This is a genomic window from Massilimicrobiota sp. An142, from assembly GCF_002160725.1.
Classification (GTDB): Bacteria; Bacillota_I; Bacilli_A; order Erysipelotrichales; family Coprobacillaceae; genus Allocoprobacillus; species Allocoprobacillus merdigallinarum.
In genome coordinates, this window is record NZ_NFLD01000003.1 from 12,794 (window position 1) to 30,116 (window position 17,323).

The following is a 17,323-nucleotide window of genomic DNA, read 5'->3' on the forward strand; positions in this document are numbered from 1 at the left end:
TCAAAACGAGTAAGTTATTCATGACTAGATTCAAATTGTGACTGATAAAGATCAGCATAGAAGCCACCTTTTTCCAATAATGACTCATGATTTCCTAATTCAACAATATCTCCATCTTTCATCACAATAATAGTATTAGCATCTTTGATTGTAGAAAGTCTATGCGCAATAATAAAACATGTTCTTCCTTCCATTAATTTATCCATACCACGCTGAATTAAAACTTCAGTTCTGGTATCAACAGATGATGTTGCTTCATCTAATATTAATATCTTAGGATTAGCAAGGAAAGCTCTCGCAATCGTTAATAACTGCTTTTGACCTTGAGAGATATTACTAGATTCTTCATTAATAATGGTATCATATCCATCTTCCAATGTATTAATAAAATGATCAGCATACGCCAAACGACAAGCTTCATACATTTCTTCATCTGTAGCATCCAATTTTCCATATTTTAAATTTTCACGGATTGTTCCACCAAATAGCCATGTATCCTGCAAGACCATTCCAAATAGACTTCTTAAATCACTTCTAGCAAAATGAGTAATATCTTCACCACCTACTAAAATATGTCCACCATTCAATTCATAGAAACGCATCAATAATTTCACAATGGTTGTTTTTCCTGCACCCGTTGGCCCAACAATAGCCACACTTTGTCCAGCATGCACATGCATAGAGAAATCATGGATAATGGTTTTTTCTGGCGTATAACCAAATTGAACATGATTGAAAGTAACACTTCCCTGCATATGGTTAACTTGTTCGCTTGTGACTAAAGCGTGTTCTTCTTCCATTTCTGTTTCATCTAAAAATTCAAAAACACGTTCAGCAGCAGCGGCTGTAGATTGTAATTGATTCATGATTTGAGCCAATTGTGTAATAGGCTGATTAAATTGACGCACATACTGAATAAAAGCCTGAATATCTCCAATAGAGATCATATTTCCTGTCGCTAAAAATCCACCTAATAAACAAACACCAACATATCCAATATTTCCAACAAATGTTGTCAGTGGCTGTAATAAACCTGAAAAGAATTGTGACTTCCAAGCTGAATTATATAAATCATTATTATATTCTTCAAATCTGGCAACAGAATCCTCTTCACCATTAAAGGCTTTGACAACTTGATGAGCACCATACATTTCTTCAATATGACCATTGACATTCCCTAAACTTGTCTGTTGAGAAATAAAGTATTTTTGTGTTCTTTTCATGATTTTTGACATGAAAAACATAGAAACAGGTAACACACATAATGCTAATAATGTCATTGGAATACTGATTGTCAGCATCATGATAAAAATTCCAATAACCGTTACTGAAGATGTCACGATTTGCGTTAAACTCTGATTCAATGATTGAGCAATCAAATCGACATCATTTGTTACACGTGATAATGTATCACCACTCGAATGTGTATCAAAATAACTGAGTGGCAAACGATCCATTTTTTCAGAAATTTCTTTTCTAAAATCATAAGCAACTTTTTGCGAAATACCAGAAGTTAAAAATCCTTGTATATAATTAAGAAGTGCACTTAATAAATAAATACAAACCAGGAAAAAGAGAATCTGGAAAATAGCATCAAAATCAATACCACCAGTATGTGTGACTTTCGCCATAATTCCTTCGCTCAATTTATCTGTGGCTTGAGCTAAAACTTTTGGTCCAAAGATTAAAAAAACAGTTGAACCCGCAGCAAATATAAAAATAAATATAAATTTCACATAATAAGGTCGTAAATGAGCAAACAATTTTTTAATTGTTCCCTTAAAGTCCTTAGCTTTTTCATTAGACATCTGTCTACCACCCATATGTCCTCTAGGCATTGGCTAATTCCTCCTTTGAAAGTTGTGAATAAGCAATTTCCTGATAAACCTGACAATTCTTCATCAATTCATCATGAGTTCCTTTTCCAACAATTTTTCCATCATCTAAAACAATAATCTGATCTGCATCCATGATAGAAGCGATTCTTTGTCCAACGATCAAAACAGTATTTTGATTTTTTTCCATCAATTGACTTAATTCTTTTCTTAAAATAGCATCTGTTTTAAAATCCAATGCTGAAAAACTATCATCAAAAATAAGAATTTCTGGATTTTTTGCTAAAGCTCTGGCGATAGCTAAACGTTGTTTTTGTCCTCCAGACACATTTGTTCCACCTTGTGAAATAGCTTCATCTAAACCATGTGGTTTTGCATCAACAAATTCTTTTGCCTGAGCCACACGAATGACTTCATTTAATTCTTCATCAGTAGCCTCATGAGCGCCATATTTTAAATTGGAACGAATCGTTCCTGAAAATAAGACCCCTTTTTGAGGAACAACACCAATACGTTCTCTTAAATCATGTTGATTCACATCTTTGACATTGACACCATCAACAATAACCTCACCTGCAGTGACATCATAAAAACGAGGAATCAAATTGATTAATGTACTCTTTCCTGAACCCGTTGAACCAATAAAAGCCGTTGTCTGTCCAGGTTTAGCTGTAAAGCTAATATGACTCAAAACAGCTTCATGAGCTCCAGGGTATTGGAATGAAACATCCTTAAATTCAACAACATCTTTTTGTTGTGAATCAAATTCAACAGGTTGTTTTGGATCTTGAATTGTTAATTCTGTTGATAAGACTTCATAAACACGATCGGCTGCCACACTGGCACGAGGAATCATAATGAAAATCATCGCAATAAATAAGAATGACATAATAATTTGCATTGCATATTGAATAAAGGCCATCATTTCTCCAATCGCAATATTTCCTAAATCTAATTGTTGAGAACCAACCCAAACAACCAAAACAGTCGCAAAATTCATGATAAACATCATGATTGGCATTAATGTTGCCATAGCGCGGTTAACAAATAAGTTAACAGTTGTTAAATCATCATTAGCTTTATCAAAACGTTCTTCACTGTGCTTTTCATTTCCAAAAGCTCTAATAACCAAAACTCCAGTTAAATTTTCACGCATTGTTAAATTCAATCTATCAATCAAAGACTGAATGACCTTAAACTTAGGTAAAACAACTTTCATCAAAACCATAATGACAAGTGTAATGACAATGAGAATCATTAAAATAATCCATGTCATTGATGATGAATGCGTAAAGGCTTTGATTAATGCACCAATTCCCATCATAGGGGCAAACAATACAATTCTCAACAACATAATCATTAACATCTGAACTTGTGTAATATCATTAGTTGTACGTGTAATTAATGAAGCTGTTGAAAATTTATTAAACTCGCTATTTGAGAAACTTTCAACTTTCTTAAAAACTGCTCGTCTTAAATCTCTCGCAAACCCAGCACCCACTCTTGAAGATAAAAAGGCTGAAGCCATAGCTGCTAAAGAGCCTAATAATGCAATGCCTAACATCTTTAACCCAGCTACAAAAATATATTGTGTCTGTATCTGGTCAACATCTGCTCCTAAAGCCATATATTCATTTTTGACACCATTACCTGCAGCGACAAGCATTGTTGATTCACCCATTGTCTCAATTTGGGCATCAATTTTCTCTGTCATCTGATGACGTGTCTGTTCATCCATCATTTCAAAAACCTGATAAATATCCATCCCCTCAGGAATATTTTGAAATTGTTGCTGATATTCCTTTGAATTAGGATCCATTGAATCAATGGCAGAAACCATTAACATAGGTTTTATTAATGCACTTTCTAATTCTTCTGTTTCTTTTTGAGAAAGATCATGAAGTACATAGGCATCCTTTATTTTTGGAAATTTATCTTTTATATCTTGTGATAAATCGTCGTAAGAAGTCAAAGTATAGCTTGATTCAATCGTTTCTTTTTGCTTGTCATCAGCAAAAATCAAGAGATGTTCAAAAGTATCCTGACTATAAACATCACCTATTGATGTATCAAATCCACCAGCTTGTATCCCATTTGTTACAATATCACTCATATAATCTGGTAAGGCCAATTCTGATTGAGATTGAATAAAAACAAATCCAATACACAAAATGATTGGTAACCAAAACTTATATGCAAATTTTCGTAACTTAATCACTTGATTTCCTCCTTTAAATTCCTTTTTATTTTTTTGACAACATTCAAAACAGCCATATAATCTTCATCTGTCATCCCTTTACAGACAATCTGATGTACATGATGAAAATCTTTCTTCATCTCGTCAATGACTGCTTCTCCTTGAGAAGATAAAACAATATAATAATGTCTTTTATCATCTTCATTCAGCTTTCTTTCAATAAGCCCCATATCCACCAATCTTTTGATCCTTACTGAAAGCGTAGCTTCAGTAATACGAAGTTTCTGTGCAATCTCTTTTTGATTCATCTGTTGATGAGCAATCAAAAAAATCAATTTTGCCTGTTCCACTGTTAAATGATGACATTTTTGAGAGGTTAACTTTTGAATCATTTTATGAATCTCTCGCATCTCCTCCATCATTTCACTAAAACAATCATATTCCATCAAATCCCTCCTATTACTTAGCGTACTCATCATTATACTTAGTATACTAAGTATTGTCAATAAAAAAGCGAATCGTTATGATTCACTCTTTATTCTCTCACTTGTCCCTGACCATAGATTTTATATTGATAAGATGTCATTTCCAACAAACCTAATGGTCCTCTGGCATGTAGCTTTTGCGTGCTGATACCAAGTTCCGCACCAAAACCAAATTGTCCTCCATCACTAAAACGTGTCGAAGCATTATGATAAACACATGCTGAATCTATACTATTTAAAAACATATGGGCAGTATCCTGATTTTCAGTAATAATAGCTTCAGAATGTTTAGTAGAATACTGATAAATATGTTCAATAGCCTCTTTTAAACTATCCACAATTTTAACAGCCACAATATAATCGTCATATTCTGTCGCATAGTCTGTTAATGTAGCTAACTGACATGGAATGATCTTTTGAACTTTACTATCCCCACGTATGTCAACACGTTCATGAAAAGCCTCATACAATAATGGTAAATACGTATCCGCTATATCCTGATGCACGAGAATGGTTTCAATGGCATTGCAGACAGATGGTCTTTGAATCTTTGCATTGACAGTGATATCTATGGCCTTTTTCAGATCTGCTTCTTTATCAATATACAAATGACAATTTCCAGCACCTGTTTCAATAACAGGAACAGTTGCATTTTGCACAACATGCTGAATTAAGCCAGCTCCTCCTCGTGGCACGACAACATCCACATAACCATAAGCATGAATCAATTCATCAACCATTTCTCTTCCACCATAGTCAATCAATTGCACACAATCAACAGGTAATGTCTCTTTGATGGCTTCTCGCATAAGCTTTGTTAAAATGCGATTAGAATGCATAGCCTCTTTACCACCTTTTAATACACAGACATTTCCTGATTTGATACATAGACAGGCAATATCAACTGTTACATTTGGTCGAGATTCATAAATGATTCCAAAAATCCCAATAGGAACACGCACTTGTTTAATAAGCAATCCATTAGGTCTTTTGATCTCTCTGATTATATCACCAACTGGATCATCTAAACTCACTAATTTCAAAACATCATCTGCCATTGCAACAATTCTATCTTCATTCAGCAACAAACGATCAACCATCGCATCTGACATTCCTGATGCCTTTGCATGTTCTATATCTTTTTGATTTTCATTGATAATCTCTAAAACATGATCTTTTAAAGCCTGAGCAATCTTTATTAAAGCCTGATTTTTAGATTGCGTATTCATTGTCATCATGTGACGACTGGCCTGTTTTGCCTGTGTCAATTGCTTGAAAAGTTGTTCATTCATGAGATTCACCTCCTAATATAACCATATTATCAGCATGAATCACTTCATCATAATCATAACTTTCTAATATATTTTTAATATCCTGACTATGATGTCCTTTGATTAATGCGATTTCAAAACTTGTATACTGTACAATCCCTTTTGCAATTCTTTGTCCTTGCTGATTCATAACATCCACAACCTGTCCCGCTAAAAACTGTCCATGAACATCACTAATGCCTGAAGGCAATAAACTTTTATGATGCCTTAAAGCTTGACACGCTCCATCATCAACAATAATTTCACCTTTAGATTGTGTTCGATAAGTTAACCAATGAGCTTTCGCATTAAGATGTTTCCCCGTTTTCCCATTAAACCATGTACCTTCTTCACACTCATCAAAAATATGCAACAAACTCTCTTTCTTTTGACCATTTACAATCACCATATGCTTACCATAATCATTCACAATTTTCGCTGCTTTAATTTTTGTAGCCATACCACCTGTCCCTAATTTTGAAGTTGAACCGGAAGCCATGTTTTCAATCTCTTCATCAATCTGTTCAACATATTTTAAAAGCTGAGCCTGTGGATTATGATGTGGATTATCCGTATATAAACCATCTATATCACTGACTAATATCAATAAATCTGCATCTATCACAGGTACTAACAATGCAGATAAAGTATCATTATCTCCTACTTTAATTTCATCTACTGCCAAAGCATCATTTTCATTCACAATCGGTATAACCCCATAATCAATTAAAGCATTCATTGTATGTGAAAGATTTAAAAGACGTTGACGATGATCAAAATCATCATGGTTCACTAAAACCTGTGCACATTTTAAGTGAAACAGTTGAAATATTTCTTCATAAATCTGCATCAGCTGTGCCTGTCCAATAGCCGCTAAAGCCTGTTTTTGTGGTAACGTTTCAGGTTTTTTCTCTAATTTCATAGCCCCCATTCCAGCACTGATGGCACCTGAAGAAACGACCACAACTGTCATTCCCTGTTCAATTAATTGCGCTATTTGCATCACTAAATACAAAATCTTTTGTTGATCTATATAACCATTGGCATGACACAATGATGATGAACCAATCTTAATAATGACTTTTTTGATATTTTTAATCTCTCTCATGATACTCATTCCTCATTTCCTTATAAAATAAGTATTTTGCGATTTCAAATCTTCCTTTAAAAACTTCAATATATAAAAATAAAGATGTCACAATACAAAACAACATCAAAATATCATTGAAATGTCCAATCCATAAAACAATACAACCAGTTATAACCCAATAACAGGCATGACGTAAAATATATAATATATACAGATGAGCAAATTGAAAAATTCTTGTTTTCATCAATTGAATTGAATAGCTCATACATTCGCTCCATGAAAGTTCTTCTAATTCCATCATATAAGGAACAGGCATAAATAATGCTGTTAAAAAAAGATAAACAGCAATACAGATCAGAATATTACCAACTAGAAATATATTTTGTAAAATCAATGCTATATATTCAAATTGAGGTACAAAATATTCTGTTTGTATTAATGTATTCCCCAATGACGAAAACCATTCAATAGAAAATTCTGGTATCAATTCATGAATTGCCAAAAAAGATGGTAAAAAGCATATAAGCGTACACAAAACAATAATAGCTTTACGCATTAAATATGCAGGAGCTACTTTGGGAAAACAGAAAATACCATTCAATGAATCATGATAATCAAGAACTGGCTTTTCTTCATCAACCAGTTTCATTGCACATTTCACATAACCATGACTTATTGGACATAAAAACAGTGATACAAAAAAAGAGAAAATACCACTTCTTAAATATTGTGCTAAAATTCCAACATATCCAACATAGAAAAATTCAGGGATAACCTGTTTTTTATATTTTTGATATAACTGATTAGATTGTTGTTTAATGACATGAATATCCATAAATTTATCTCCTTGTTGAAAACATTATACACAACTTCCTATCATTTGTAAAAGAAGTTCATGAAAAATTATTTTTCTTCACAAAAAAAGGCAGTTGAATACAACTACCTTACTCTTCTACAAATTGTGCATTATATAATTGACTATAAAACCCATTTTGAGCCAATAATTCTTCATGTTTTCCCTGTTCCACAAGGTAACCATCTTTAATAACTAAAATCAAATCAGCATTTTTAATTGTGGATAAACGATGCGCAATCACAAAGCTTGTACGACCTTTCATCACATTTTGCATAGCATCCTGTAATCTCTTTTCCAGTCGTGTATCAACCGATGATGTTGCTTCATCTAAAATCATAATTTGTGGATCTTTTAACATCGCTCTGGCAATCGTCAGTAATTGCTTTTCTCCTTGAGAAATATTATTGGCTTCTTCATTCACAATCATATCATAGCCATCTGGCAATGTTCTGATAAAGTGATCCACATTAGCCTGTCTAGCTGCCTCAATCACTTCATCTTTTCTGGCATCTAAACGTCCATAATGTATATTTTCATAAATAGTCCCATGAAATAGCCATGTATCCTGCAAAACCATCCCAAACATAGAACGTAACTGTTCTCTTGGAATCTGTCGAATATCAACACCATCAATGCGAATGCTACCAGAAGTTACATCATAAAAACGTAACAACAAACTAATCAAAGTCGTTTTTCCTGAACCCGTTGGTCCAACGATAGCTACCATCTGTCCACTTTGAATATCAATATTCAAATCGTGTAAAACTTCTTTGTCATGATATCCAAAACAAAGATGATCAAATTGAACATGCCCTTTTGCATGAGTTAAGGTTTGTGGATTTTCAATTGGTTTTTCTTCAGTTTCGTTTAAAATTTCGGATATTCTATGTAAAGCCGCAAAAGCCGATTGAATTTGTGAAGATAAATTGCTGACTTGAGATATAGGATCATTAACCTGCCATATATAGCGGACAAAAGCCTGCAATTCTCCTACAAGTATACTTCCATTTAAAACAAATAAGCTCCCAACAAAACCAATTGTTCCAATAACCATATATGTCACAAGAGAAATACATGGTGAAATAATTGATGACATAAATTGGGCCTGAAATGCATTACGATAAAGTGTCTGATTGATATCTTTAAATTTTTTAATAGCATCTTGTTGTTTATTAAACAAAAGAATTTCTCGATAACCACCATACATTTCGGTAATAGCACCATTTAAGTTTCCTAAAGCATCCTGCTGGGCCTGGAATTTCTTTTGTGAACGTTTAACAATAATCTTGGTAATGATCAATGCCACAGGAATAATCAATAAGACAATGCAAGTCATGACAATATGTATACGCACCATCATGACAATAGCTAAAATCAGCATCAATACACCTCTTATGATTTCCGTGAGTGTCTGTTGTAAGGCATTCGAAAGTGTATCTACATCATTTGTAATACGACTTAAAACATCACCATATTTATGTTTGTCAAAATAACTAACAGGTAATTTTCTAATCTTTTCTTGCAGGGCATTTCGCAAATCATGCATAGTTCTTTGAATAGAATTTGTCAAGGCTGTAATTGTGATAGACTGAGATATTGTCTTTAATAAATAAATGCCAAACAACATCACCATAATATGAATCACACGATCAAATTCAACATGTGCTCCTGGCACATTATTCATCATAGCCATCGCATCTTCCATCAATAATGAAGTCATCATTCCTTCAATCATAGGTGCAACAGATAATGCAAAACATGTCACAACAATCATGAATATAGCGATAATAAATTCCCACTTATAGGGCGATAAAAACGGAGAAATCTGTTGGACTGATTTTTTAAATGTCTGCCATTTTTTACTCATAGTTCAATTCCTCCTCACTTAATTGTGATAAAGCAATTTCATGATAAATAGGACATGTCTGTAAAAGTTCCTTATGTTTTCCATGCCCCACAATTTGCCCCTCATCCAATACAATAATCTGATCAGCATCTTTAATCGTTGAAATCCTTTGAGCAACAATGAAAACAATAGAATGTTGCGTTTCTTCTTTTAAAGCATGACGTAAAATGGCATCCGTTTTATAATCCAAAGCCGAAAAAGAATCATCAAAAATATAAATCTCAGGTTTTCTGATTAAAGCTCTCGCAATACTTAAACGTTGTCTTTGTCCTCCTGAAACATTCGTTGCACTTTCTGTAATCATTTCATCAAAACCATTTGGTTTTTCCATAATAAAATCATAGCTTTGAGAAACTTTAGCAGCATGTTCTAACTCTTCTAAAGTTGCATCAGCCTTTCCATAACGTAAGTTTTCAGCTATTGTTCCTGTAAACAACATAGCTTTTTGAGGAATAAAACCAATTTTATTTCTCAAATCATCAATACGATAATCCTGTATATCAATACCATCAATAAGTATCTCTCCACTACTGATATCATAGAAACGTGGAATCAGATTAATCAGTGTACTTTTACCAGATCCTGTACTTCCAATAAAAGCAATCGTTTCTCCTTCATGGGCTTCAAAAGAGATGTTTTTTAAAACAGCTTCCTCACCATCAGGATAAGCAAAAGTCACATTTCGAAAAGATAAATGATGTTGAGACGTTGAAGATTGTGGTGTTTGTAAAACATGATCTTTAATATCACTTTGCGTTGATAAAACACTCATAATACGTTTTGCTGAAACAGCGGCACGTGGATACATCACAAACACATTACAAAATAACATCATTGAAAACATGGCATGGAAAAGATATTCCTGAAAAGCAATGAGTTTTCCAACCTGTAATGTTCCAGCATCAATCATATGACTGGCTACATAAAAAATAACAAGTGTAACCAAATTCATTAAAAAATAAAAGATGGGCTGTGTTAAAAGCATCAGTTTAAAAATCTTTCTTGTATAACTTGTAAATTCATCATTTGTCTGATTAAAACGAGCTTGTTCATAAGCATCATTATTAAAAGCTCTAATGACCTTTAAGCCTGATAAATTCTCTCTTGTAATACGATTTAAACGATCCAATGATAACTGCTGTTTTTGTGACATTGGTTCTGATATTTTAGCTACCACGATAACCCCTACAACAATCACTGGTAATGTTGCGGCAATAATCAAAGAGAGTTCCAATGATGTACGCATTGTCATAAAAACACTAATGATAACCATAACTGGTGTTAATAAAGCTGTTCTCAAGATGACATTGACAAACAGCTGAATTTGAAAAGCATCATTATTTGTACGTGTAATTAATGATGAAATCCCAAAATGATTAAATTCATGTGGTGAAAATGTTTGAATATGACTAAAAATATCATTTCGCATATCTCTTGTAATAGATGTTGAAATTTTCGCACAACAATATCCTAAAACAATAGTTCCTGCCACCCCAATGATTGAAATCACAATCGCTAGAAACCACATAGAATAAAGATATTCCACATTTTGATTGGTAACCCCATTATCAATCATATTAGCAATGATTGTTGGTAAACCTAATTCAACCAAAGCAAAGCCAAAGACAGATATAATATTTAAAATCAATAACTTTTTATATCTTTTGAGATAATGTAATATAAGTTTCATATAGTTCCCCCTTCCTTTTTAAACAGTATTAATCTTATTATATACTAAATAAAAATAAGAGTATAGCTCTAACATCATTCTATTAAAAAAAGAATATCAACAAGATATTCTTCCTCTTCTTTACTGCTCTATTTCACAAGTGAATGGAGCATCTTTTAATCTGATAAAATAACCTTGATCATGTGAACAAACTGGACATAATTGAGGGGCACGTGTTCCTTCAAAAATAAATCCGCAATTCAGACACATCCAATAACAAGGCTGTTTGGATGCATAAAGTTGTCCATTTTCCAACAACGTCGCCATTTTTTCAAAACGATCACCATGTGTTTTTTCAATTTCAGCAATATTGAAAAAATCCTGTGCAATCTTATGAAAACCTTCTTCTTTTGCAATCGCTCCAAAATTCTGATAGACATCTTCATATTCTTCATATTCATTATGTCTGGCACTCTTTAATAATGATAAGACATCATCATAAGTATCAACAGGATATCCTCCATCAATCACAATCGTTTCACCTGTTAGCTCTTTTAAATGATTGTAGAAGATTTCAGCATGTTCCTTTTCCTGATTGGCTGTAAAATAGAAGACATCTGCCAACATATGATGACCTTTTTTGGCTGCCAATCCTCCTGCAAATGTATAACGATTTCTCGCTTGTGATTCACCTGCAAAAGCACGCATTAAATTATCTTTTGTCTGACTGTTTTTAAAATCCATATTTTCACCTCATCAAGAGTATGGACATTATTTTCATAAACATTCGCTATTTTTTATTTTTATTTTGAATCCACCCCATAATAAATGTTGAAAATTTTGTCAGCATCCAAACAATGATGACCATCCATAAAATCCATGCAAAAATACCAATCATATCAATTTGAACCCTAGCCAGATATAATTGCTTGCCTATCCCATGTTGGGCTGAAACAAAAACTTCTGCCATGACACCGACTTTAAAACTTAATGGTAAACATGTCTCAACAGCTGATAAAATATAACCTTTAATCAATGGTAAATAGGCATAACGAAGATTATAGTACAAAGGATGATGATACAAGGTGATAATATCCTGTAAATCACTATCAATATGCATCATTCCATGCATAGTATTGAAATAAAAGATCGGCATTAACATAAAAAAGATAATCAGCAATAAAGATAAATCACTATCAACCCATACCAGTAATATAAGCATATAGCCAATTTGTGGAATAGTCTGAAGTAAAGTCATTATCGGCTGTAAATACTGACGAAAGGATGAATAAAGACCACCGAATATGCCTAAAGTGATTCCCACTAGCATAGCCACAACAAAACTGATGAGAATACGAATCAATGTATAGAAGATAGCGATATAAAATGGCTTGTCAAACAAATAACTGCCCATACGCATCAAAACATCACCAGGAAATGGCAAGATGACTTCCTTTTGAATCATCCAGGAAGCCATCTGCCATAAAATAAGGAGAATAAAAACTGTCGTTAATTTTCTTTTCATGATACTAACATATCAGAGCTATAAGTGATGTTGAAGAGTTCAAGGAACTGTTTGATTTCATCTTCACATTGATGTGCTTCAACATAATGGACATTTTGACGTTCAATAGAGGCCACTGTTATATCAACACTAGGCAAACCTAACTGATCAATACCAATGCTTTCCAGTTTTTCTTTTAAATCAGGATAATTGTTTTCTGTAAAATCTTGAATAGCCTGGAATAATTCATCATTTTGATATCCTTCTTTGACAAACATGGCTGCCTGAGGATATCCTTGTGTTCCATACTCTTTTTGTAAATCAACAAGAACAGATAAATTCATTCCTGATTGTTTTGCTTTCGCAATAGTCGCACTGGCAAGAGGTTCAGCCAGCATTCCTACTTCCACCTGTCCTGATAATAATTTTTGTTGAACAAGTGTTGCTGATGAATAATAATGTGGTTCAAGCTGTGTTTGAATAGCAACTGTTTCTACAATCTTTTGAGGCACTGCTCCTTCTCCAAACAAAGCTAACTCTCCTGTTTTTTCCAGGGCATCTTGTGATGTTCCTACATAATAAAGATTTCCCCATGTCAATACACTCTGTAAACGATAATCTGTTTGTCCTTTAGCAATCAACTGTGTCCCTAAATTAATAGGCGCTATAATGATGTCATATTCACTATCAGCTTTTGTCAATTCGGCAATAAGCTGATCAGTTCCATCAACCAACTGAATGTTCCCATCTTTTGTAATGTTTTCATATTCACCTACCAGCGCAAGTGAAGGTGCTCCAGTTGGACATAAAATATGAACAGTACTCCTTTCCTGATGACATCCCACCATCAATAAACTTGTCATCATACATAAACATATATTCATTAACTTCTTCATAAAAGCCTCCATCAATTATTTAAATCTTGCTTTTTTAGTATAGTGAGTATGAAGCAAGTGATGAGCCTTTTCGCTATTTGGTTCACCCAAATAGTTTTTATATAAATTCTGTATTTGTGAATTCTTATGTGATTTACGTACAGGTAATGAAATATCTTCATCATATAAAGCTTTGGCTCTGGCCTGTTTGAAATTAAATCCACTATTTCTAATCGTTGCATTGACATATGGTTGTCCACCACCATTAATGCAGCCACCTGGACATCCCATAATTTCAATAAAGTGATATGGAGAAACACCATTTCTAATATCATCTAATAGTGGTTTAGCAAGTGCCATACTTTGCGCAACAGCAACTTTTAGCGTCTGTTCACCAATTTTAATCGTTGATTCTTTCACTCCTTCTACCCCTCTAACAGCATGATAATCAATCATGGAAAGGTCTTCATGAGCTAAGATATCAGCTACTGTTCTTAAAGCAGCTTCCATAACACCACCACTGGCACCAAAAATAACACCTGCACCACTATATTCACCAAAAAGATCCTGATCAAAATCATCATCTTTTAAATCTCTAAAATTAATACCAAACATCTTAATAAGTTTCGCAAGTTCTCTTGTTGTTAAAACAGCATCGACATCCTGATATGGAGATGTTTTATTCTCAGTTCGCTGTTTTTCACCCTTTTTAGCAACACAAGGCATAATAGAAACAACATAAATATCACGAGGATCAATTCCCTTTGCCTCAGCATAAACAGATTTTACCATTGCTCCTAGCATCATGTGTGGTGATTTACAAGTAGAAAGATGATCAAGTAAATCTGGATACTCATGTTCAACATAGTTGACCCATCCTGGGCTACAAGATGTAATCATTGGTAAAGTGCCCTGATTTTGTAGTCGATTTAAAAATTCATATCCTTCTTCCATGATTGTTAAATCTGCACCAAAATTCGTATCATAAACTTTATCAAATCCAACTAATTTTAAGGCATGTACCATTTTTCCAGTCACTCTTGTGCCAATTGGCATTCCAAATTCTTCACCCAAAGCGCCACGCACTGCTGGTGCGGTTTGTACAACAACATGCTTTTGTGGATCATTTAAGGCTTCAATGACATAATGAATTTCTTCTTTTTCATGCAAAGCCCCTACAGGACAGACATTAATACATTGTCCACATTGCATACAATTGACATCATCAAAGCTTTTATCATAAATAGGCGCAACTTTAGTTTTAAAACCACGATTCATATAACCTAAAACACCTAATCCCTGAACTTTCATGCATGTTTCAACACAACGTCCACACAAAACACATTTAGATGTATTTCTCACAATACCTGGTGATACAGTATCAAATGTTGGTTCACTCTTTTCACCAGCAAATGCATCTTCTCTGACACCAAGTTCCTGACACAAACGCTGTAATTCGCAATTGGTATTACGAATACATGATAAGCAGTCTTTAGAATGATTAGATACAATCAGTTCTACAACTCTACGTCTGGCATCCAAGGCACGTTGCGAATTGGTTTTAATGACCATACCATCACGCACAGGATAAACACAGGCTGCACATAATGTCTTGGCACCCTCTACCTCTACTTGACAGACACGACAGGCTCCTGTTCCAGTGACATCTTTTAAATAGCACAAAGTAGGAATATGAATGCCATTATTTTTGGCAGCTTCAAGAACTGTCTGTCCTTCATAAGCTTCAACTTCTCTATTATTAATTGTTATTTTTATTTTTGACATATCTACACCTACTTTCTTTCTATGACTTTAAAGTGACATGCTTTCATACATAGACCACAGCGAATACATTTTTCTGGATCAATTTCAAAGACTTCTTTTCCAATCTTTCCACTGATAGCCCCCACAGGACATTGTCTTGCACAAAGACCACATTTACGACATTCATCTTTATTAATTTCATAACGAAGCAATTTCTTACATACTCCAGCAGGACAGCGTTTATCCACAATATGAGCGATATATTCATCTCTAAATTGTGTAATGGTTGAAAGAACTGGATTAGGAGCTGATTGTCCAAGTCCACAAAGAGCTGTATCTTTAATAGTCATTGCTAATGTTTCAAGCTCATCCAATGTTTCCATTGTTCCCTGACCATCACAGATCTGTTCAAGCAATTCTAACATACGCTTTGTTCCCACACGACATGGTGTACATTTTCCACATGACTCATCAACGATAAAGTCCATATAGAATCTCGCTACATCCACCATACAGTTATCTTCATCTAAAACAATCATTCCACCAGAACCCATCATAGATCCTAATTTAACAAGTTCATCAAAACCAATAGGTGTATCTAATTGGTCCTCAGTCAAACAACCTCCAGATGGTCCACCTGTCTGAACAGCTTTAAAACGCTTATGATTTGGACATCCTCCACCAATTTCATAAATCACTTCACGAAGCGTTGTTCCCATTGGGACTTCAACCAATCCTGTATTGCTAATTTTTCCACCCAAGGCAAAAACTTTTGTACCTGGTGATGATTCTGTTCCTATAGAGCGGAACCAGTCAGCACCATTTAAAATGATTTGCGCAATATTAGCAAAGGTTTCAACATTATTGATAATCGTTGGTTTTCCCCAAACCCCTTTATGAGCTGGAAATGGTGGTTTAGAAATAGGCATTCCTCTTTCACCCTGAATAGATTGAATCAAAGCTGTTTCTTCTCCACAGACAAATGCCCCTGCTCCTAAACGAATTTCCAAATCAAAATCAAAACCAGAATCAAAAATATTATTTCCTAATAATCCTAATTCTTTAGCTTGAGCAATCGCTGTTTTTAAACGTTCTACTGCAATAGGATATTCGGCACGAATATAAATATATCCATAATGCGCTCCTATCGCATAGCCTGCAATAATCATGGCTTCAATCACACTGTGAGGATTTCCTTCCAAAATAGAACGATCCATAAAAGCACCAGGATCTCCTTCATCGGCATTACAAATGACATATTTTTCTTCACCAGGTTCATCAAGCGCAAACTGCCATTTTAAGCCCGTTGGAAAACCTCCTCCACCACGTCCTCTTAGACCACTCTTTTTAATCACATCGACAACTTCCTGAGGTGTCATTTGTGATAAAACCTGTCCTAATGCAAAGTAACCATCCTGTCCAATATATTCTTCAATATTTTCAGGATCAATGACACCACAGTTATGCAAAGCAACACGCTTTTGTTTGGCATAAAAACGTGTATGATTAATATCATAAATTTCTTTTGTTTCCTGATCAGCCTCATTCAACATAAGGCGCTGAACAGGTCTTCCTTTATAAAGATGTTCCATAACGATTTCTTTCACATCTTCTTTTTTGACACCTTTATAAATAATATTATCTGGATAAATGGAAATATTAGGTCCTGCTCCACATAAACCTAAACATCCTGTTCTTAAGACTTCTATTTCTCGATCAAGTCCCATTGATTTGATTTCTTTTTCAAATTCTTCAATTAATTCGCCTGAATTTCCAATTGTACAACCGGTTCCAGCACAAACTAAAACTTGTGTTCTCTTATATGGCATTTT

13 protein-coding genes are annotated in these 17,323 nt (G+C 34.1%); all 13 read right to left on the minus strand.

The window, feature by feature from the left end:
- Nucleotides 1–14 precede the first annotated feature (14 nt).
- Nucleotides 15–1,838 (minus strand): ABC transporter ATP-binding protein, encoded by a 1,824-nt coding sequence (locus B5E87_RS01915; protein ID WP_087243257.1) that lies wholly within the window; start codon nt 1,836–1,838, stop codon nt 15–17.
- Nucleotides 1,831–4,053, minus strand: coding sequence for an ABC transporter ATP-binding protein (locus B5E87_RS01920; RefSeq protein WP_087243258.1), 2,223 nt, complete (start codon nt 4,051–4,053; stop codon nt 1,831–1,833). The genes B5E87_RS01915 and B5E87_RS01920 overlap by 8 nt, the downstream gene beginning before the upstream one ends.
- Nucleotides 4,050–4,478 carry a MarR family winged helix-turn-helix transcriptional regulator gene (locus B5E87_RS01925; RefSeq protein WP_087243259.1) on the minus strand — a complete coding sequence of 143 codons (429 nt, stop codon included), beginning with the start codon at nt 4,476–4,478 and terminating at the stop codon, nt 4,050–4,052. Before B5E87_RS01925 ends, B5E87_RS01920 begins: the two co-directional genes overlap by 4 nt.
- 89 nt (nt 4,479–4,567) lie before the next feature.
- A complete protein-coding gene (locus B5E87_RS01930; protein ID WP_087243260.1) occupies nt 4,568–5,809 on the minus strand; it encodes a glutamate-5-semialdehyde dehydrogenase in 1,242 nt (413 codons plus the stop codon).
- On the minus strand, nt 5,802–6,944 hold the full coding sequence (gene proB / locus B5E87_RS01935) for a glutamate 5-kinase (protein WP_241147113.1): 1,143 nt from the start codon (nt 6,942–6,944) through the stop codon (nt 5,802–5,804). The genes B5E87_RS01930 and proB overlap by 8 nt, the downstream gene beginning before the upstream one ends.
- Nucleotides 6,922–7,752, minus strand: a complete 831-nt coding sequence (locus tag B5E87_RS01940) for a hypothetical protein (RefSeq protein ID WP_087243262.1) — start codon at nt 7,750–7,752, stop codon at nt 6,922–6,924. The genes proB and B5E87_RS01940 overlap by 23 nt, the downstream gene beginning before the upstream one ends.
- A gap of 109 nt (nt 7,753–7,861) precedes the next feature.
- Entirely contained in the window at nt 7,862–9,640 is a 1,779-nt protein-coding gene (locus B5E87_RS01945; protein WP_087243263.1) for an ABC transporter ATP-binding protein, read from the minus strand.
- Complete coding sequence (locus B5E87_RS01950) at nt 9,633–11,369, minus strand: ABC transporter ATP-binding protein (protein WP_087243264.1); 1,737 nt, start codon at nt 11,367–11,369, stop codon at nt 9,633–9,635. The genes B5E87_RS01945 and B5E87_RS01950 overlap by 8 nt, the downstream gene beginning before the upstream one ends.
- 120 nt (nt 11,370–11,489) lie before the next feature.
- A complete protein-coding gene (gene rbr / locus B5E87_RS01955; RefSeq protein ID WP_087243265.1) occupies nt 11,490–12,092 on the minus strand; it encodes a rubrerythrin in 603 nt (200 codons plus the stop codon).
- A gap of 46 nt (nt 12,093–12,138) precedes the next feature.
- Nucleotides 12,139–12,873 (minus strand): ABC transporter permease, encoded by a 735-nt coding sequence (locus B5E87_RS01960; RefSeq protein ID WP_087243266.1) that lies wholly within the window; start codon nt 12,871–12,873, stop codon nt 12,139–12,141.
- Nucleotides 12,870–13,748 (minus strand): hypothetical protein, encoded by an 879-nt coding sequence (locus tag B5E87_RS01965; RefSeq protein ID WP_087243267.1) that lies wholly within the window; start codon nt 13,746–13,748, stop codon nt 12,870–12,872. Before B5E87_RS01965 ends, B5E87_RS01960 begins: the two co-directional genes overlap by 4 nt.
- A gap of 15 nt (nt 13,749–13,763) precedes the next feature.
- A complete protein-coding gene (locus B5E87_RS01970) occupies nt 13,764–15,512 on the minus strand; it encodes an NADH-dependent [FeFe] hydrogenase, group A6 (RefSeq protein WP_087243268.1) in 1,749 nt (582 codons plus the stop codon).
- Nucleotides 15,513–15,520: 8 nt separating this feature from the next.
- Nucleotides 15,521–17,320, minus strand: a complete 1,800-nt coding sequence (locus tag B5E87_RS01975) for an NADH-quinone oxidoreductase subunit NuoF (protein WP_087243269.1) — start codon at nt 17,318–17,320, stop codon at nt 15,521–15,523.
- Nucleotides 17,321–17,323 lie beyond the last annotated feature (3 nt).